The sequence below is a fragment of the Nocardiopsis sp. KDC1DS13DA1 genome (genome assembly GCF_055632325.1).
In genome coordinates this window covers 1-18,311 of record NZ_JBVMUY010000055.1, presented here as the reverse complement: position 1 = coordinate 18,311, position 18,311 = coordinate 1, and the positions used below count along the sequence as shown (strand labels likewise).

Sequence of the window (18,311 nt, the reverse complement as noted above, 5' to 3'; positions counted from 1 at the left end):
TTGCCTAGTGGTCCGCCGCCTTCTCCGCGCCCGCACCGGTCAGCGCGCGGACCTGGAGCCTGGCGAACTTGTCGAAGTCGCGCTCCTTCGACATGAGGGTTCCGACGACCGCGCAGAGCAGGCCCAGCGGCACCGACACCAGCGCCGGGTTCGGGATCGGGAACCAGGCGAAGTCGGCGCCCGGGATGAGCGCGTTCTCCGACCCCGACACCACCGGGGAGAAGAAGACCAGGCCGACCGCGCTGATCAGGCCGCCGTAGATCCCCGCCAGGGCGCCCGCCGTGTTGAACCGCTTCCAGAACAGGCTGAGCAGCAGCGTCGGCAGGTTGGCCGAGGCGGCGACGGCGAAGGCCAGTGCGACCAGGAAGGCCACGTTCAGACCCTGGGCGAACACGGCCAGCACGACCGCGACGACGCCGATGGCCATGGCGGCGATCCGGGCGACCCGGACCTCCTCCAGGCCGCTCGCCTTACCGCCCCGCAGCACGGAGTTGTAGAAGTCGTGCGCGAGCGAGGACGACGAGGCGATGACCAGCCCGGCCACCGTGGACAGGATCGCGGCGAAGGCGGCCGACGCGATGAGCGCCAGCAGGACCGATCCCGCGAGCGGGCCGCCGACCGTCTCGCCCACGGTCTGGGCCAGCTGCGGGGCGGCGGTGTTGCCCGCCGGGTTCTGCGCGGTGATGGCCTCGTGCCCGACGAGCGCCGCCGCGCCGAAGCCCAGCACCAGCGTCATGAGGTAGAAGGTGCCGATGAGGCCGATACCCCAGTTGACCGACTTACGGGCGCTCTGGGAGTCCGGAACCGTGTAGAAGCGGATGAGGATGTGCGGCAGGCCCGCGGTGCCCAGCACCAGGGCCATGCCCAGGCTGATCAGGTCCAGCTTGTTCCACATCGTCTGGACGGCGTCACCGGACACCTCGACCCCGTAGCGCAGGCCCGGCTCCAGGAAGGCGGCGCCGTGGTCGCTGGCCTCGGCGGCGTCGCTCATCAGGGCGCCCAGGTCGAACCCGTACACCGACAGGGTGAGCAGGGTCAGCAGCGCGGCACCCGACATGAGGATGATCGCCTTGACGATCTGGACCCAGGTGGTGCCCTTCATCCCGCCGAGGGTGACGTAGGTGGTCATGAGCAGGCCGACGACCACGATGCCGACGACCTTGGCGACCTCGGCGCTCATTCCCAGGAAGGTCTCGCCGGGCTGGATGCCCAGCAGTAGGGCGATGAGCGCGCCCGCGCCGACCATCTGGGCGAGGAGGTAGAAGATGGACACGACGACGGTGGAGACCGCCGCGGCCGTCCGGACCGGGCGCTGGCGCATGCGGTAGGACAGTACGTCGCCCATGGTGTACCGGCCGGAGTTGCGCAGCAGCTCGGCGACGAGCAGGAGTGCGACCAGCCACGCCACGAGGAAGCCGATCGAGTAGAGGAAGCCGTCGTAGCCGAACAGGGCGATGAGCCCGGCGATGCCGAGAAAGGAGGCGGCGGACATGTAGTCGCTGCCGATCGCCAGACCGTTCTGGAGCGGCGTGAAGGAGCGTCCGCCGGAGTGGAAGTCGGTGGCGGTGCGCGTGGAGCGGCTCGCCCACACGGTGATACCGAGCGTGGCCGCGACCATGAGGCCGAAGAGGACGAGGGTGACCACGCGGCTGCCCTCGCTCGCCGCTTCCTGTGCGAGGATCATCGGCCGCCCTCCTCGGTGACGGCGGGCAGTTCCCCGCGCAGTTCGGTCGCCAGGCCGTCGAGCCGCCGACGCGCGTAGAGCGTGTACGACACGGCGATGCCGAAGGTGGTGGCGAACTGGAGCACGCCGAACACGAGGGCGACGTTGACGGTGCCGAAGAGCACGGTCCCCATCAGGTCGCGGGCGAAGGCGGACATCAGCACGTAGAGCAGGTACCAGGCCAGGAACGCCAGGCTCATGGGGAAGACGAAGACGTAGAGCCGACGCTTGAGCTCGGCGAACCGCGGGTCATGGTGCATCTCGACGAAGGCCGCGTCCCGGGCCGCGCCCTTTCCGCCCGGCGGGGGCGGACTCCCGGTCTGCTTGTCTGGTGCCATGGTGGACTCCTCTGGGGGATGTGCGGGGCCTGGGCGTGGTCCGCGGACACGTGCCCTGCCGGTCACACCCGTGTTTCGTCGGTGTGACCTGCGTTACTCGGAACTGTAAGGAGGGACACGTCCGCGGGGGAGGAGGCGCGCGTTCACGAGCGCCGAACGCTGGCGCCGCGCGTCGAGTGGTCGCCCGGCGCGCGGTGAGCGGTCGTCTGGCGCGGTGAACGGCGGGCGGACGGTCCCGGGGCGCCGCGGCCCCGGGACCCCGGTCCGCGGACGGGGACCCCGCCCCCTTCCTCTCCGCCCTCCCCGCCCACGCCCCGGCCCGCCGTTCCGGCGGTGGTGATCCGCCTCTCCGCCCGGGGCGGAAGCCCCGGGCGGAGGGCGGCGTTGTACCGTACGACCGGGCTGTGGCCCTCCGCCGACGGGCGTCTCGCGTGCCCGTCGCCGCGGACCGGCCCCCGGTACCCCGGACGAGGTGCGCCGTACCCGGAACGACAAGACGGCGCGGACATGTTCGCCGCGTCGTGGAGGTATCTCGGGTCATGGCCTGGATCGTTCTGTTGGTTTCCGGCCTGCTGGAGGCGGCGTGGGCCGCCGCGCTCACCGCGTCCCAGGGGTTCACGCGCCTGTGGCCCTCGGTCGTCTTCGGGGTGACGCTCGCCCTGAGCATGGGCGGGTTGGCGTTCGCACTGCGCACCATCCCGCTCGGGACCGGCTACGCGGTCTGGGTCGCCGTCGGGGTCGTCGGGACGGCCCTGGTCGGTGCGGCCCTGTTCGGTGAGGGCATGGGCGTGGCCAAGGTGCTGTGCCTGGTGCTCATCGTCGCCGGAGTCGTCGGGCTGAAGCTCCTGCACTGACGTGTCCCGCGGGTCCGCGAGGGCGCGCGTCGCCGGTCAGTCGACCCAGGTGCGGACGGTGTCCGCGCCCCCGCCCTCGGGTCCGGCGTAGTACTCGCTCTCCGTGTGGACCACGGAACCGTCCTCGCCGACCGTGGTCCGGACCACGGTCAGGCGGGCCTCGAACCGGGTGAGGTGGACCGTGCGGTGCTCGTAGCCGACCTCGGTGCCCGCGGCCGCCGCGGTCGCGGATCCCGCCGCGACCGCGCCCGCGGCGACGGTCAGGATGATCAGGCCCCGGAGCGGAGCACGGAGCAGGGCGGGGAGGCGTCCGCCCGCGTCGGTTGTCCGAGGGGGTCGGTGGGTGCGGTGGTCGGTCAACGGTCGTCCTTCCGTCGCTGGTGGCACGTGAAGGGGAGGCCCCGCCCGGCGGGGCCTCCCCGGCCACAGGTGTGCCGACGCGTCGGCACACGGTCGGTCTCATGGGGAGCGGCCCGTGGCCCGTGGGCCGGGGCCGCTCCCCCGAGCCTGTCCCATGCGCGCTGGAACCAGCGCGGAGGACACGCCCTTTGATAACACTCTGTGATTATGGCATCACCCGAGTGTCTCTAGCGGTGGTGACCGTAGTTGTGGCAGTGGTTGTGGTACCCGTACCAGTGCCAGTGGCCGTGGCAGTGGTAGCCGTAGTTGCCGTATCCGTAGTGGCGGAAGTTGGCGTGGCCGTGCCGGAACTTGTTCCGGTCGTGCCGGTCGCCGTGTCGGTCGCCGTGTCGGTCGCCGTGCCGGTCACCGCCGCGGTAGTCGCCACCGCCCCTGGATCCGTCGTCCCCCTGGCGGAACGACATGCCGCCCTGCTGGCTGGCGGTCTGGCCGCTGGAGCCGTCGCTCTGGGCCATCGCGACCGACGGCACGCCGAACACCAGGGCCGGGACCGCGAACCCGGAGACCAGGGCACTCACGATCTTCCCCTTGCCCATGGAAACCCCCCTTCGGTACGCCTTGGCGGCGTGCGGCGTTGTCATCCCCGGCAGCGTGACCATCCGGTCGACGGGCGCCCCTTGCACCCATGACCCCCGCCGAGGTCCTGGGACGCGGCCCGGGTGCTGCCGTCAGTCGACACCCACACGAAAGCACAATCCGTGACGCGATGTGAGCGAACTGTGGTGATCATGACTCTTTTGTTGGGATTTCAACACCTTGCTTGTCTCATGCCCAGAATGGCGCCCGTCTGACAAGAAGTGTCATGCACGTGACACTCGGCTTGGCGTTTCACCTGGCGAGACGGCGGATCGGTCTAGGTTGCGAAGTGGTCGGCCGTCCGGCGCCGGTGATCGGCGGCGGAGTGGGGCCGGTCGTGAGCAATTCTCATCACTTGGAGAGTCGGTATGACGTTCAAGCAGGGTGACCGCGTGCAGTTCCGCAGCAGCCGCCACGACGACCAGATCCGCACCGGCAAGGTGCACTCGGTCCAGGGCAAGGGCAAGGGCGCGCAGTTCACGATCACCGACGACGAGGACCAGCAGTCGGTCCACGTCCACGCGAACCAGATCGAGGGCAAGCTGTAGCGGCACCCGCGTTCGTGTGGAGGGGCGTCCGGCCGGAGGTCGGACGCCCCTTCGTCGTTTCTCGGTAAAGGAAGCTTTTCGTTATTTCGGCGGTGGGGATCGCGGAGTCCTCCCCGCTCCGCGGAGGGCCCCGTGCTCTAATCGCGATGGGGGACCGGTGGGTGCTCCGGCGACGGAACCGCGGCCCTGGGGCCGTCCGTACGCCCCCAGGGGTTCCCGACGACGGCGACGGCCACGGCCGTCGCGGACGTCCCCCGACAGATCGGTGACAGTACTCTCCGTGGATTCCGGTGACCGAGGCCAGGGAGACGTCTCCCGGCCCGCGCCGTTCCCGCGGCGAACGTCCGTCCATCTTCTGCGCGTGGCTGTCCGGCCACACGAATCCACCGTCCGCCTCGTCCGCATCCCCGTGGATGCCGGCGAGCACGAGTTCGGGTGAGGAGCCGTTGAGGAACATGCAGGCGACAGGTGTGGGACGTACCGACGAGATCCGGGTCGTGGCCCCCAGGGTGAGCGGCGAGACGGTGGACCCCGAGCGGTTCCACCTCGCTGAGTGGGTCGTGTCGTGTCTGGAGAGCAGGGGAGCGGCCCGCCCCGGGCGGGCGGCGGTGGCGGCGTTGGCCGGCAGGCTCAGGCCCCGCCTGCTCAGCCGGGGGGAGCTCGCCTTCCGGGAGGGGGACCGCGACGCGGGGGTGTGGATCGTCCGGTCCGGTCGTCTCGAACTCGCGGTCAAGGGGCGGTCCCGTCCCCTGATCGTGCAGATCCTGCGCCCCGGCGGGATCGACGGAGACATCCAGAAGCTGCTGGGCATGCCGTTCCCGTACCGTGCGCGCGCGCTGGAGGAGTCGGAGTGCCTGACCATGGCGCCGCCCGACTTCGAGGAGCTGCTGGCCGAGTACCCGGAGATGTCCCGGCTGTGGATGGCGACCATGGCCGAGCGGCTGTCGGAGTCGCACGACCGGATCGTCGGGATGCTCGGCCGCACGCTCACCCAGCAGAGCGCCCGGCTGCTCCTGGACGAGGCCAGCGGCGGTGTGGTCGACGTACCCCAACAGAAGCTGTCGGAGATGTTGGGGGTCTGCCGTCCCTCCCTGAACAAGGTGCTCAAGGATCTGGAGGGGCAGGGGCTGATCAAACTGCGCTACGGCGCGGTGGACATCCTCGATCCCTACGGACTCGCGCAGCGGGCGGACTGACCCGGGCGGCTCCTGCCGTCCCCGGGGCCTCCGGCGGCCGCATCCGGCCGCCGGAGGCCCCCACGGGTTCCGGGCAGGAGGAAGGGGTGGGGACCGGTGCGGTCCCCACCCCGTGACTCCGGCGTCCCGGAGGTGTTACGCGGTGGCCTCCGAGGCGGCCTCCTCGGCCCGCTCCGAGCGGCGCCGGGTGATGTACATGATCACACCACCGGTCAGGGCGATCGCACCGCCGACCAGGGCGAGGTCCTCGGACGGACCGGTGACGGCGAGCTCTTCGGGAGCCTCCCCCGTCACCACGCCGCCGCCACCACCGCCGCCGCCCTCGGGGCGGGGGCAGGGGCCGATGAAGGATCCGCCGGGGCCGGCTCCGTCACAGACCTCGTGGAACTCGCTGTCCTCGGTCTCGGCGTGCACCCCGCTGCCGTTGTCGTCGTGGTGCGGACGACCGCTGAACGGACCGCCGTCACGCCCCTCCTCCTGCTCGGCCGCCTCGGTGTCGGCGGGCTGCTCCGCCTGCTCCTGGGCTGCCGGGTCGGCTTCGTCGACGGTGTCGGCCGTGGCGACGCCGGCGACGGACAGCGAACCGCCGATGAGCGCGGCCATCGCGACCCCGGGCCAGAATCTCTTGTCCAGCACAGCGCGTCGAACGAGTTCAGACATTTGCACTCCTATGGATCGGATGCAGGTAGTCGCAGCTTTTCGTAGATTCATGGGTCATTAGGGGACCGGCACGCCGAGTCGCGGGCGTAACTGTGTCGCTTTTCTGACACTTCTTTGGGTTCCGGCCCCTTCGGAAACGAGGTAAATCGCATCCGCTGCGGGATTTCTGACGTTCCATTGGCGTGCGTATGGATTCGGGCGGCGATCGTCGGCAGTTTTCTAGTTGCGGGCAAAATGACAGAAATACTGTCGCTTCGGTAACAGATGAACCTGATTATGGGGAATTTATGTGGTTGTGTGGTGCCCGTTGCCGCCGGAGCGCCCCACAAGGGCGTGATCGGCGGGACTCGCTGGTGGTCCGGGCGGGCTCGGGGCCCGTCCGTCACACAGGAAGGAACTTCCATGAAGGCGAAGACGATCGCACGTGTTCTGGTGGCCGGCGTCGCGGCCCCGATGCTGGCATTCGGTCTGCCGTCGGCCGCCCTGGCCGGCAGCTTCTGGCACGGGGACTCCCAGTTCGCCGGACCGAACGGATCCATGTCCCAGAGCATCACGGCCGCGGCCGGCAACGGCTACTACGGCGGAGGCTTCGGTGGCCGTGGCGGGGGTTTCGCGCTCTACAAGGCGAGCGCCTCCTTCGCCGGCCCGAACGGCGCCGGTTCGCAGAACCTCTTCAGTTTCGCCAACTAGCAGGAAGCAAGGCGGGCACCCCCTCACGGGATCGCCCACCTGACCTCGAGGAGGTCTCGTCCCCGTGGCGGGACCTCCGCCCTTGCGTGTGCGGCCGGGGAACCCCGGCGGCCGCGTACACGCGGCGCGTCGGGCCAGGGGCCTGTGAACGCGCCACGGCGTGGACGGAGGACGGAAATGAACCCGAGGGTGACGTCGGCGGGGGCAGACCGCCGACTGAACGGGACCGAGGCAGCGGACCCGCGGGTCCAGCAGGCGGCGTGGGTGGCGCGCTGCGTCGGCCGGGGATCGGCCGCACCGCTGACCCCCCGGGACCTGAACGCGCTCGCCACGTTCCTGCACCGGCAGTCGCTCTCCCGGGGCGCGGTCGCCTTCCGTGAGGGCGATCCCCCCGCCCGGGTGTGGATCGTCCGGTCCGGGCACGTGGAGCTGTCGGTGGGCTCGGGCGAGGACCGCACGGTGGTCGAGATCAGGCACGCCGGCGACGTGGACGGCGACATCCAGTTCCTCCTGGACAAACCCCTGCCGTACACGGCGCGCGCGACCGACGACGTCGAGCTCCTGTACATGCGCACCGAGGACTTCGAGCACCTCATGTCCGAGCACCGCGCCCTCGCCCGGCGCTGGCTGGCCAGCATCGCCGGTCGTCTGGACGCCAGCCAGGGGCGGATCATGGAGCTCCTGGGCAAGTCCCTGACCGAGCAGACCGCCAGGCTGCTGCTCGACGAGGCGTCCAGCTCGGTGGTCCCCCTGCCCCAGCGCACGCTCGCCGCGATGCTCGGCGTCCGCCGACCGTCACTCAACCGGGTGTTGAAGCGCCTGGAACGGGAGCAGCTGATCGAGATGCGGTACGCGGCGATCGAGATCCTCGACCCCGACGGGCTGTCCAGGAAGGCCCACGGCGGCCACATGGGCTGACAGTGCCGGGAAGACGGCGGTGCTGTGCCGTGACCGCGCGTTCCCCCCCGCCGGGTGACAGCCCCGCCGGACCCGGTGGCGCGGCGTCGTCCGACATCCTCGGCTTCGCCCGCCGGGCGGTCGGCACGCGCCGGGGGAACGCGCGGGCCCGCTCCCGTTCGGGGGCGGGTCCGCTCCCGTGCGGAGGAGAATCCGGGCCGATTGGGTCACCGAGGCGACAATATGACCGCACGGTGACCATGTGAGTGGTTGATTGGTGGATGGTTGCGATTGCGACTTCAGCGGTACACGAACGCGCGGGGATCAGGCGCGTACGAGAGCGTCAGCCGCTCCCGCAGACATCACCGGCCGTGCGCCTCGGCCGGGCCCCGCGGTTCACCTCAGAGCAATGGCAGGCCGCCGCGTAGCGATCCGTCGGGACGCGGTGGTGGGGCACCAGGCCCCGGTTGCAGAGGAGTAGACCATGTCCAGGCGCACTGTTCGCCGTGTGGTGGCCGCGGCTCTCGCGGCGCCCATGCTCGCGCTGGCCGTCCCGGCGGCCGCGTCCGCCTACAGCTACGACTACGGGTGGTACGGCGGTGGTCCGTACTACGGCTGGTACGACGGTGGCTGGTACGGCAACTACGGCTGGTACGGCGGTTCGTTCTACGGGACCAGCGGCAGCTTCGCCGGGCCTGGCGGCGCGGCCTCGTACAACGTGTTCAGCTTCGCCTACTAGGCGCCCACCAGGTGCAGGAGGGACGACGCGGTGCCGGCTCCCCGGTCACCGCGGCGCGGACCCGCTCCCGTTCGGGGGCGGGTCCGCTCCTGTGCGGAGGAGAATCCGGGCCGATTGGGTCACCGAGGCGACAATATGACTCCACGGTGACCGGGCAAGTGGTTGATTGGTTAACAGTTGCGATCGCGACTTCATGCGGTACACGAACGCGCGGGGATCAGGCGCGTACGAGAGCGTCAGCCGCTCCCGCAGACATCACCGGCCGTGCGCCTCGGCCGGGCCCCGCGGTTCACCTCAGAGCAATGGCAGGCCGCCGCGTAGCGATCCGTCGGGACGCGGTGGTGGGGCACCAGGCCCCGGTTGCAAAGGAGCAGACCATGCCCAGGCGCACTGTTCGCCGTGTGGCGGCCGCGGTTCTCGCGGCGCCCATGCTCGTGCTGGCCGTCCCGGCCGTAGCGTCCGCCAACCACACCGACGGCTTTGGCAGCGGAGCCTTCTGGTCCTACAACGAGTCCATGGCGGGCTTCGGGGGCGCGAGCAACCTGAACATCGTGAGCCAGGCCGGCTTCGGCGGCCACGGCGGCCACTTCGGCGGTTACGACGGCTACTACGGCGGCGCGCTCTTCTCGCAGAGCGGCAACTTCGCCGGACCCAGCGGCGCGGCGTCGTTCGACGTGTTCAGCTTCGCCCGCTAGCCGGTCACCACGTGAAGGAGGGGCGACGCGGCGCCGGTTCGCCGGTCGCCGCGGAACGGGCCCGCTCCCCCAAGGGGGGCGGGCCCGCCCGTGCCGAGCCGTCTGACCGCCCGGCGGTCAGGTGAACATCGGTTGCAGGAACTCCAGGAAGAGGACGTAGCCGCTGATCACCACCAGCCCGGTCACACCGGTCCAGGCCCACGCGAACATCAGCCGAGACGGCAGGTAGGGACGGTCCTCGGCGGTGAAGTTGTCCTTGACCGCCTTGATGTTCAGCCAGTACAGCACCGGTGCGAACAGCAGGGCGAGGAAGGACGCGAACTGGACGACCAGGATCGGGCGGGGCAGGCCGAGGATGATCGCCGTCCCCGCGACCACCCACAGGAGCTGGAACCCGCGGTAGACGAACAGCCGCGTCCGCTCGGTGTCCCAGGCGCGGCGGAGCCGGACGCACACCTCCTCGAAGACCCGGGCCTGGCCGTCGAAGTAGGTGAAGACCGTCGACCACAGCGCGGCCACGCCGCCCGCGATGATCACCGGGAAGATCCACGCGCCGAACGTGTCGGTGTAGATGCTGGCGATCGTCGAACCCATCTCCCGCGACTCCGGCACCAGGCCGATCGGGTTGAGCACGACCGCGCCGACGATGAGGAACGCCATCCCCGTGAGCATCGAGATCACGTAGGAGATGTTCATGTCGCGCTTGAACAGCTTCAGGTGGTTGCGCAGGTAGTTCGGGTCCACGTCGACCGTGTACCCCTGGCGCTGGAGCTCGCGGACGCGGACCATGCCGCTCTTCTTGTCCACCGCCCAGTTGGACTGCATCGGCGCGACCTCGACGGTGGTGGGGAAGTACCCCCACATCGCGCCGAAGAGGAGGAGCGCCCCGGCCGGCGGGAGCGTGGGCGCCAACCGGGTCAGGTACTCCCCGGGCGCCGGGCTCTGGAGGACGAAGGCGAGCAGCACGCACACCGCGAACACGATGATGGCGATCTTGACCGCGAGTTCCAGCGCCTTGTACCTGCCCGCCCAGAGGACGGCGACGCTGGAGAGCAGGACCAGGATCGCCCACGCCTCCAGCGGCAGGAACGGGAAGGCCGCCCACAGCATGGCCGCGCAGCCCAGTGCGCGTCCGGCGATGCCGAAGGTGTTGGCCAGTGACTGGAATCCCAGGTACCACAGCGGCCAGTTCCCGCGTCCGCGGCCGGCCCGCTCGTAGGCCTCCATGATGCTCTCGCCGCGGACGAGGGTGTAGCGGTGCGCGAACTCGAACGCGCAGTACTTGAGCAGGTAGGCGAAGGGGATCACCCACAGCAGCACGTAGCCGTACTGCGCGCCCGCGGTGGGTCCGTGCATGATGTGGCTGGCACCGATGCCCGTCATCGCGGCGGCGATCCCCGGGCCCATGGCGCGCCAGGTGTCGCGCACACCCGTGCCGGGCGCCGCCAGGCGGATCGTCCGGCCGGAGGCCGCGGCCGGCTGGGAACCGGGGGCCGCCTCGGGGGCGGGGGGTTCACCGTCCGCGGGCCTGGGGGCGCCCGCGGCGGGCTCGGATTCGGAGGAGCGCTGGGCGGGGATGAAGGGGCGCTCGTAGGTGGTGTCGGTTCGGGCTTCGTCGCCTGTGGGGTCGGAGGGACCGGGTGACGGGGCCAAGGAGGACTCCCTTGTCTGTCGTTACATGTGTGATTCACTGCCCCCGACAGCCCCCAGGGACACGGGGCTCCTTCCTCGGACGCCGGGGCGGCTCCCGGCGGTGACGTACGGTGATCGACGCGCCCGGTGCGCGCGCGGCGGCATCGTGCACGCACCGGGACGGCCGCCGGGCCCGGCGGGCGGGCCCGGCGCGGATCAGAGCAGCCCGGCGGCCCGGGCCCACTGGTACTTGGCGCCCAGCACCTTCACCGGCATCTCGGTCGTGTAGGGGTAGGCGACGATCCCGTGCCCGAAGAGCCGCTCGCTGGCGGCCTCCACCTCGGTGTCACCCGACAGCGAGACCACGACCGGTTTGTCGGTCCCGGCGGCGCGCGCCTTGCTCACCACGTCGATCACCACGTCCGCGAAGACCAGCGGCGGCGTGACGATGGTGTGCCAGTAGCCCAGCACCAGTGCGTGCACCCGGGGATCCTCCAGACCGAGCCGGATCGTCCTCTCGTAGGTGGACGGAGGCTCGCCGCCGGTGATGTCCACCGGATTCCCGGCGGCGCCGAACGGCGGGATGAACGCCCGGAACGCCTCGTCGAGGTCGGGCGGGATCTCGTACAGCGACATCCCGTTGTCCACCACGGCGTCGGACAGCAGCACACCCGAGCCGCCCGCGCCGGTGATGATGACGACGTTCTCCCCGGCCGGGGCGGGCATGACGGGAAGGGCCCGGCCGTACTCCAGGAGTTCGGTCAGGCCCGGCGCGCGCACCACGCCCGCCTGCCGGAGGATGTCGTCGTAGACCTTGTCGTCGCCCGCGAGCGCGCCGGTGTGCGACCCGGCGGCGCGGGCCCCGGCCGAGGTGCGCCCGGCCTTGAGCACCACCACCGGCTTCCTCGGCACGACCTCCCGCGCGGCGGCGACGAAGGCGCGGCCGTCCTTGAGGTCCTCCAGGTGCATCGCCACGGCGTTGGTGTTCTCGTCCTGGCCGAAGAAGGTGAGCAGGTCGTCCTCGTCGATGTCGGCCTTGTTGCCCACGCCCACGATCGCCGACACCCCCGTGCGCGTGCTGCGGCTGTAACCGAGGATGGCCATGCCGATCCCGCCCGACTGTGAGGTCAGAGCGGTGCCCCCGGCCACGTCGTAGGGGGTGCAGAAGGTCGCCGACAGCTTCCGCGGCGTGTAGTAGTAGCCGTAGATGTTGGGACCGAGCAGGCGGACGCCGTGTCGGCGGGCCACGGCCAGCACCTCGTCCTGGAGTTCCTGCTCGCCGGTCTCGGCGAAGCCGGACGGGATGAGGATCGCGCCCGCCACCCCCTTGCGTCCGGCCTCCTCCAGCGCGGCCGGCACGAAGCGGGCGGGAATCGCGAAGACGGCGACGTCCACGTCCCCGGGCACGTCGGTGATCGAGGTGTGGGCCGGGCGGCCGTGGACCTCGCCGCCCCTGGGGTTGACCGGGTGGATCTCCCCCTCGTAGCCACCGTCCACGAGGTTGCGCATCACGGAGTTGCCGATCTTGCCCTGCTCGTTGGAGGCGCCGATGACGGCGACGGACCGCGGGTCGAACACGCGCCGCATGGCGGTCAGGATCTCCTCGCGCGAGAAGGACCGGGGCCGCTCGGCGGGGGCGAAGTCGAGGACGAACCGCAGGTCGGCGGCGACGGCACCGTCCTCGGCGGCGAACACGGGGTTCAGGTCGGCCTCGGCGATCTCCGGGAAGTCGGTGACCAGGTCCGACAGGCGCTCGATGATCCCGGCCAGGGCCCGCCGGTCCACCGGCGGGGCGCCGCGCACCCCGTCGAGCACCTCGGCGGCGCGGATGTCCCCGATCTGGGCGAGGGCCTCCTCGCGGGTGACGGGGGCGAGCCGGAAGGCCACGTCCTTGAGTACCTCCACCAGGACCCCGCCCAGGCCGAACACCACGACCTTGCCGAAGGTGGGGTCGGTGGTCGCACCGATGATGACCTCCTGGCCGCCGCCGACCATCCGCTGGATCTGGACGCCGTCGACGCGGGCGTCGGGGTCGTGGGCGCGGGCGTTGGCCACGATGCGGTCGTGGGCGGCGGCGACCTCCTCCGGGGTCCGCAGGCCCACCTCCACACCCTTGGCGTCGGTCTTGTGCAGGATGTCGGGGGAGACGATCTTGGCGACCACCGGCAGTCCCAGCTCGGCGGCGACCTCGGCGGCCGACTCCGCGGAGTGCGCGAGGGCCTCGCCGGGTACGGGGATCCCGTACGCGTCGGCGACCACCCGGGCCTCGGGGGCGGTGAGCGCGGTCCGCCCCTCGGACCGGGCCCGGTCGAGGACCGCGCGGACCGCGGCGCGGTCGCGGTCGGAACGTTCGGGGGTGTAGACGGCCATGCGCTAGATCACTCCGTTCGACGCCAGTGCGGCCAACTCCTCCTCGGTCAGCCCCAGCTCGCCGCCGTAGATCTCGGCGTTGTGTTCGCCGAGCAGCGGTGAGCGGGCGACCTCGACCCGTGAGTCGGAGAGGCGGATGGGGGAGGCCACGGTCGCGTAGGGGCCGCGTTCGGGGTGGTCGACCGTGGTGACGACGCCGTTCTCCCGGAGCACGGGGTCGTCGATGATCTCGCGGGTGGACAGGATCGGCCCGCAGGGGACGTTGTGCTCGTTGAGGGCGGCCAGCACGTCCCACTTGGGCAGCTCGCGGGACCACTCCTCGATGAGGCCGAACATCTTGTCGAGCTTGTCGAGCCGGGCCTCGGGGGTGGCCCACCCGGGGTCCTCGGCCAGTTCGGGACGGCCGATCAGCCGGGCGATCGGGGCCCACCCGACGGGTTGGACGATGACGTACACGTAGTCGTTGGGGCCGCCGGGGGCGGTGCGCACGGCCCAGCCGGGCTGGCCGCCGCCGGAGGCGTTCCCGGAACGGGGGACCTCGTCGCCGAACTCCTCGCCCGGGTACTCGGCGAGGGGCCCGTGTTCGAGCCGCTGCTGGTCGCGGAGCTTGACGCGGCACAGGTTGAGCACGGCGTCCTGCATGGCCACCTGGACCCGCTGGCCCCGGCCGGTGTGGACGCGCTGGTACAGGGCCGCGAGGATACCGGCCACTGTATGCACTCCGGTGCCCGAGTCGCCGATCTGGGCGCCCGTCGCCAGCGGCGGGCCCTCCTCGAACCCGGTGGTGCTCATCGAACCGCCCATCGCCTGGGCGATCACCTCGTAGGCCTTGAAGTCGGCGTAGGTGCCGGGGCCGAACCCCTTGATCGAGGCGTAGACCAGACGCGGGTTGGCCTCGGACAGCACCTCCCAGGTGAAGCCCATCCGGTCCAGGGCGCCCGGGGCGAAGTTCTCCACCAGGACGTCGCTGCGGCGCACCAGGTCGAGGAAGATCTCCTTGCCCCGGGGGCTCTTCGTGTTCAGCGTGACGCTCCGCTTGTTGGAGTTGAGCATCGTGAAGTACAGGCTGTCCACGCCGGGCCGGTCCCGGAGCTGGCGCCGGGTGACGTCCCCGCCGGTCGCCTCCACCTTGACGACGTCGGCGCCCATCCAGGCGAGTATCTGCGTGGCGGACGGGCCGGACTGCACGTGGGTCATGTCCAGGACGCGGACACCGTCGAGTGCCTTGCCCATGTGTCTCCTTCCCAGGGCTTACTTGTACATGGTCTGGTTCATCGTCCCGGGGGCGTAGACCTCGGGGTCGATCCAGACGTTGACGAGCGAGGGCTTGCCGGACTCGCGGGCGCGGCGCAGCGCCGGGCCGATGTCGGCCGGGTCGCGCACCTCCTCGCCGTGGCCGCCGAGCATGCGCGCGAAGTCCGCGTAGTTCACGTCGCCCAGGGTGTTGCCGACCTCGCCCCGGTCGGCGCCGTACTTGGCGATCTGTCCGTAGCGGATCTGGTTCATCGAGGAGTTGTTGCCGACGATCCCCACGAAGGGCAGGTCGAATCGGACGAGGGTCTCGAAGTCCCAGCCGGTGAGGCTGAAGGCGCCGTCGCCGAAGAGCGCGACCACCTCCTGGTCGGGGCGGGCGTACTTGGCGGCCATGACGAACGGGACACCCACGCCGAGCGTGCCGAGCGGGCCCGGGTCCATCCAGTGGCCGGGCGCCTTGGGCTGGACCACCTGCCCGGAGAACGTGACGACGTCTCCGCCGTCGCCGACGTAGATGGAGTCCTCGGTGAGGAACCGGTTGATCTCGTTGACCAGCCGGTACGGGTGGATCGGGACGGAGTCTGAGGTCAGGAGGGGAGCGCGCTTGTCGAGGGCCTCCTGTTCCCGGGTGCGCAGCTCCTCCAGCCAGGTCTTGCGGCCCTGGGCCCCGGTGTCCCCGTAGCCGGACGTGGCCTGGAGCACCGAGGACAGCACGGCGTCGGCGTCGCCCACGATCCCGAGGTCGATGTCGCGGTTGCGGCCGACCGTGGCGTAGTCGAGGTCGATCTGGACCACCGTGGCGTCGGGGGAGAGCCGCCTGCCGTATCCCATGCGGAAGTCGAAGGGCGTGCCGACGATGATGATGAGGTCGGAGTTGGTGAAGGCGTGCCGCCGGGAGAGCTGGAAGTGGTGGGGGTCGCCCGGGGGCAGCGTGCCGCGTCCGGCGCCGTTCATGTAGGCCGGGATGTTGAGCGCGCGGACCAGGTCGACGGCGGAGCGGGTGGCCCGGGTGGTCCACACCTGGTTGCCGAGCAGGATGCTGGGCCGCTCGGAACGCACGATGAGGTCGGCCAGCCGCTCGATCGCGGCGGGATCGCCCCCCTGCCGGGTGGAGGCGCGGTAGCGCCCCGCCCGCGGGATGCGCGCCCTCTCCAGCGGGACCCTGGCGTCGAGCACGTCCCGGGGGATCTCCAGGAAGGAGGGGCCGGGGGCGCCGCTGTAGGCCTCGCGGAAGGCCATCGACACCATGTCCGCGGCCCGCTCGGTGTGCGGGACGGTCGCGGCGAACTTGGCGATGGGGCTGATCATGTCGACGTGCGGCAGGTCCTGGAGTGAACCCATCTTGTGCTGGCTGAGCGCGCCCTGCCCGCCGATCACGAGCATGGGGCTCTCCGCCCGGTAGGCGTTGGCGATACCGGTGACGGCGTCGGTGGTCCCGGGGCCCGCGGTGACGACCGCGCACCCCGGCTTGCCGGTGATCCGGGCGTAGCCGTCGGCGGCGTGCGCGGCCACCTGCTCGTGGCGGACGTCGATGACGTCGATGCCCTCGTCGACGCAGCCGTCGTAGATGTCGATGATGTGCCCGCCGCAGAGGGTGAAGATGACGTCGATCCCCTCGGCCTTCAGGGCCTTGGCCACGAGGTGGCCGCCGGAGATCGTGGTCTCGTCCTTGTCGGGCTCGCTGGTTGGTGTGGCGTCGGCCATCGGTGCGACGACCCCCTTCGTGTGCTTCTTCCCGCGGTCCTTCCGGTGTCCCGCGGCGTGTTCTCCGTCGGTGTTTCCCGGGGTGGTTCCGCGCCGTCGTGTAGACGGAATACTGTATACCGTGTACGTCACATTGGAGCACGGCGCCGCGTCGCTGTCCAGGCCCCTCCGGAAACCGGGAGCGTGCGGACCGGCAACGGGCGGCGCAGCCCCGCGGACAGGACCGCGGCCGCGGCGAGGGCCAGGCCGGCGGCGGTGAACCCGGCTGCCCCGGTGTGGGCGGGGGCCTGGGCGAGCGCCCACACGGCGCCCCCCGCGCCGAGCAGGCCGCCGACCGCCTTGGCACCGTAGACCAGGCTCTGGATGCCCGCCGCGTCGCGCGAACCGAAGTGGTCCTCGGCGATCGCGCGGGTCAGCGGGTAGGCCGAGCCCGCGCTCGCACCCGTGAGAAGGAGCGGGGGCACCAGGAGCCAGGGCTGCCCCGCCGACAGGGCGGCGGCCAGCCCGGCCTGGGCGAGCGCCCCGGCCGCGAGCAGGGCGGTGAGGGTGGGCCGGCGTCCGAACCGGGCCGCGGCGGTGTCCGCGGCCAGCCTCCCCAGGCCGCTGGCGGCGGTGAAGACGGCCACCGCCGCGCCCGCGGCGGCGGGGGAGTAGGCGCCCGTGAGCAGGACGACGGGCAGGGCGGCGAGGGTGAACAGGGCGGCCGCGCCGGACAGGGCGACCACCGCGTGCAGCGTGGGCAGGGACCGGCCCGTGCCCCACGCCTGGGAGGGGGTGAAGTCGGCGGCGGCCGGGGGGTCGGCGCTCGTGTGTACGCTCCGGGCGCGCGGGTCCGAACCCGGCGGCCACCAGTGCGGCGGGGCCGACCGCTGGCCGAGTCCGGCGGACGCTCCGACGGCCAGGACGGTCAGTGCGAGCGCGGTGCAGGCCGGGGCGAGCGAGGCGGGCGAGAGTCCGACCGCGATCGCGGGCACGAGGGGAACCGCGCCCAGGGCGAAGGCGCAGCCGACCGCTCCGGAACGCACGGTCCGGCGGTCGGGGAACCAGCCGGAGACCAGTGCGACGCAGGAGTGGTAGACCAGGCCGGCGCCGACGCCGCCGAGGATCCCGTAGCCGAGGAGGACGGCGAGCGGGGTGGTGGCGTGGCCCAGGCTGGCCAGGGCGGCGGCGCACAGCACCGCGCCCGCGGGAACGGCGGTGCCGGGGGCCGTCCACCGGCGGGTCCGGAGCCGGTGGAGCACGGGGGCGCACGCGCCCTGGGCCAGGGTCCAGGCCAGGAAGGGGGCGAGCGCGGTGGCCGGACTCCAACCGTGCGCGTCGACCAGGACGGGGGCGGCGGTTCCGTAGCCGAACTGGAGGACGCCGACGGCGGCGACGGCGGCCAGCGCGCGGGCGAGGATCACGCCTCGGGGGAGGCCGGTGAGGGTACGGGCCGAGGGGCCCAGCACGTAGCGCCTGCCCCGCCAGTCACGCACCTCGCGCCGGTGGCACGTGTCCCGGTCGTCGTGTGCGTCGCGGTGGTCGGCGGGGTGTTCCGGGCGGTCGGAGGGGTCGGGTGCCGGCGGCGGGGGCGGGGGCTGGGACATGGCGAAACCTCCTTGTATGCAGTATGCAATAACGCCGCCCGTCCGGAAAGAGGGGCCGGGCGGGGCGGGAGGGGTGAAGGACGCGTTGGCGCGTCCGGGGTATTGAATACTGCATACAGTATGGAGTATCACTGGAAGGACCAGGAAGCCACGGCACCAGGAGGCCCGGTGGATCTCCACGAGTACGAAGCCAAACAGCTCTTCGGTGAGTACGGGGTCCCCCTCGCCGAGGGGGAGGTCGCCGACACCCCGGACCAGGCGAGGGCGGCAGCGGGCCGCATCAGCCGCCGTGTGGTGGTCAAGGCGCAGGTCAAGACCGGTGGTCGCGGCAAGGCCGGCGGTGTGAAGGTCGCTGAGGGCCCCGAGGACGCCCGGGCCAGGGCCGAGCAGATCCTCGGAATGGACATCAAGGGCCACACGGTCCACCGC

General features: G+C 71.5%; 18 protein-coding genes and 1 riboswitch. Of the genes, 8 read left to right on the top strand and 10 right to left on the bottom strand.

The window, feature by feature from the left end; translation table 11 throughout:
* Positions 1-4: 4 nt before the first annotated feature.
* Together ACTVAJ_RS28665 and ACTVAJ_RS28660 are read right to left on the bottom strand one after the other, a co-directional pair.
* The gene (locus tag ACTVAJ_RS28665; protein WP_470391417.1) at positions 5-1,684 is read right to left on the bottom strand and encodes a solute symporter family protein; all 1,680 of its coding nucleotides are present in this window, start codon (positions 1,682-1,684) and stop codon (positions 5-7) included.
* Positions 1,681-2,061: a DUF485 domain-containing protein gene (locus ACTVAJ_RS28660; RefSeq protein ID WP_470391416.1), complete on the bottom strand. Its 381-nt coding sequence runs from the start codon at positions 2,059-2,061 to the stop codon at positions 1,681-1,683. Before ACTVAJ_RS28660 ends, ACTVAJ_RS28665 begins: the two co-directional genes overlap by 4 nt.
* A gap of 442 nt (positions 2,062-2,503) precedes the next feature.
* A riboswitch (guanidine-III (ykkC-III) riboswitch) is annotated at positions 2,504-2,567 on the top strand.
* A gap of 33 nt (positions 2,568-2,600) precedes the next feature.
* Here ACTVAJ_RS28660 and ACTVAJ_RS28655 point away from each other — a divergent pair.
* Entirely contained in the window at positions 2,601-2,915 is a 315-nt protein-coding gene (locus tag ACTVAJ_RS28655; protein ID WP_470391415.1) for a DMT family transporter, read from the top strand.
* A 36-nt stretch (positions 2,916-2,951) separates the two neighbouring features.
* On the opposite strand, the gene ACTVAJ_RS28650 is transcribed toward ACTVAJ_RS28655, so the two are convergent.
* Together ACTVAJ_RS28650 and ACTVAJ_RS28645 are read right to left on the bottom strand one after the other, a co-directional pair.
* Positions 2,952-3,275 (bottom strand): hypothetical protein, encoded by a 324-nt coding sequence (locus ACTVAJ_RS28650; RefSeq protein ID WP_470391414.1) that lies wholly within the window; start codon positions 3,273-3,275, stop codon positions 2,952-2,954.
* A gap of 227 nt (positions 3,276-3,502) precedes the next feature.
* Positions 3,503-3,871 (bottom strand): hypothetical protein, encoded by a 369-nt coding sequence (locus tag ACTVAJ_RS28645; protein WP_470391413.1) that lies wholly within the window; start codon positions 3,869-3,871, stop codon positions 3,503-3,505.
* 408 nt (positions 3,872-4,279) lie between these two features.
* Here ACTVAJ_RS28645 and ACTVAJ_RS28640 point away from each other — a divergent pair, with 408 nt between their 5' ends.
* Together ACTVAJ_RS28640 and ACTVAJ_RS28635 are read left to right on the top strand one after the other, a co-directional pair.
* Complete coding sequence (locus tag ACTVAJ_RS28640) at positions 4,280-4,459, top strand: hypothetical protein (protein ID WP_470391412.1); 180 nt, start codon at positions 4,280-4,282, stop codon at positions 4,457-4,459.
* A 455-nt stretch (positions 4,460-4,914) separates the two neighbouring features.
* A complete protein-coding gene (locus ACTVAJ_RS28635) occupies positions 4,915-5,655 on the top strand; it encodes a Crp/Fnr family transcriptional regulator (protein WP_470391411.1) in 741 nt (246 codons plus the stop codon).
* A gap of 135 nt (positions 5,656-5,790) precedes the next feature.
* Here the strand turns inward: ACTVAJ_RS28635 and ACTVAJ_RS28630 are convergent, their stop codons facing one another.
* The gene (locus ACTVAJ_RS28630; RefSeq protein ID WP_470391410.1) at positions 5,791-6,315 is read right to left on the bottom strand and encodes a hypothetical protein; all 525 of its coding nucleotides are present in this window, start codon (positions 6,313-6,315) and stop codon (positions 5,791-5,793) included.
* Positions 6,316-6,717: 402 nt separating this feature from the next.
* Here ACTVAJ_RS28630 and ACTVAJ_RS28625 point away from each other — a divergent pair, with 402 nt between their 5' ends.
* From ACTVAJ_RS28625 to ACTVAJ_RS28610, 4 genes are all read left to right on the top strand, one after another.
* Positions 6,718-7,005 carry a hypothetical protein gene (locus ACTVAJ_RS28625; protein WP_470391409.1) on the top strand — a complete coding sequence of 96 codons (288 nt, stop codon included), beginning with the start codon at positions 6,718-6,720 and terminating at the stop codon, positions 7,003-7,005.
* A 177-nt stretch (positions 7,006-7,182) separates the two neighbouring features.
* A complete protein-coding gene (locus tag ACTVAJ_RS28620) occupies positions 7,183-7,923 on the top strand; it encodes a Crp/Fnr family transcriptional regulator (RefSeq protein ID WP_470391408.1) in 741 nt (246 codons plus the stop codon).
* A gap of 463 nt (positions 7,924-8,386) precedes the next feature.
* On the top strand, positions 8,387-8,641 hold the full coding sequence (locus tag ACTVAJ_RS28615; protein WP_470391407.1) for a hypothetical protein: 255 nt from the start codon (positions 8,387-8,389) through the stop codon (positions 8,639-8,641).
* A 377-nt stretch (positions 8,642-9,018) separates the two neighbouring features.
* Positions 9,019-9,336, top strand: a complete 318-nt coding sequence (locus ACTVAJ_RS28610) for a hypothetical protein (protein WP_470391406.1) — start codon at positions 9,019-9,021, stop codon at positions 9,334-9,336.
* 117 nt (positions 9,337-9,453) lie between these two features.
* Here ACTVAJ_RS28610 and ACTVAJ_RS28605 read toward each other — a convergent pair whose 3' ends face one another.
* From ACTVAJ_RS28605 to ACTVAJ_RS28585, 5 genes are all read right to left on the bottom strand, one after another.
* Positions 9,454-10,989 (bottom strand): Nramp family divalent metal transporter, encoded by a 1,536-nt coding sequence (locus ACTVAJ_RS28605; protein WP_470391405.1) that lies wholly within the window; start codon positions 10,987-10,989, stop codon positions 9,454-9,456.
* A 195-nt stretch (positions 10,990-11,184) separates the two neighbouring features.
* Entirely contained in the window at positions 11,185-13,338 is a 2,154-nt protein-coding gene (locus ACTVAJ_RS28600; protein WP_470391404.1) for an acetate--CoA ligase family protein, read from the bottom strand.
* Positions 13,339-13,341: 3 nt separating this feature from the next.
* The gene (gene frc / locus ACTVAJ_RS28595) at positions 13,342-14,571 is read right to left on the bottom strand and encodes a formyl-CoA transferase (RefSeq protein ID WP_470391403.1); all 1,230 of its coding nucleotides are present in this window, start codon (positions 14,569-14,571) and stop codon (positions 13,342-13,344) included.
* Positions 14,572-14,589: 18 nt separating this feature from the next.
* Positions 14,590-16,296, bottom strand: a complete 1,707-nt coding sequence (locus tag ACTVAJ_RS28590) for a thiamine pyrophosphate-binding protein (protein ID WP_470391402.1) — start codon at positions 16,294-16,296, stop codon at positions 14,590-14,592.
* A gap of 128 nt (positions 16,297-16,424) precedes the next feature.
* Entirely contained in the window at positions 16,425-17,882 is a 1,458-nt protein-coding gene (locus ACTVAJ_RS28585; protein WP_470391401.1) for an MFS transporter, read from the bottom strand.
* Between the two features lie 168 nt (positions 17,883-18,050).
* Here ACTVAJ_RS28585 and ACTVAJ_RS28580 point away from each other — a divergent pair.
* A partial coding sequence (locus ACTVAJ_RS28580; protein ID WP_470391400.1) for an ATP-grasp domain-containing protein occupies positions 18,051-18,311 on the top strand: 261 nt, incomplete at its 3' end.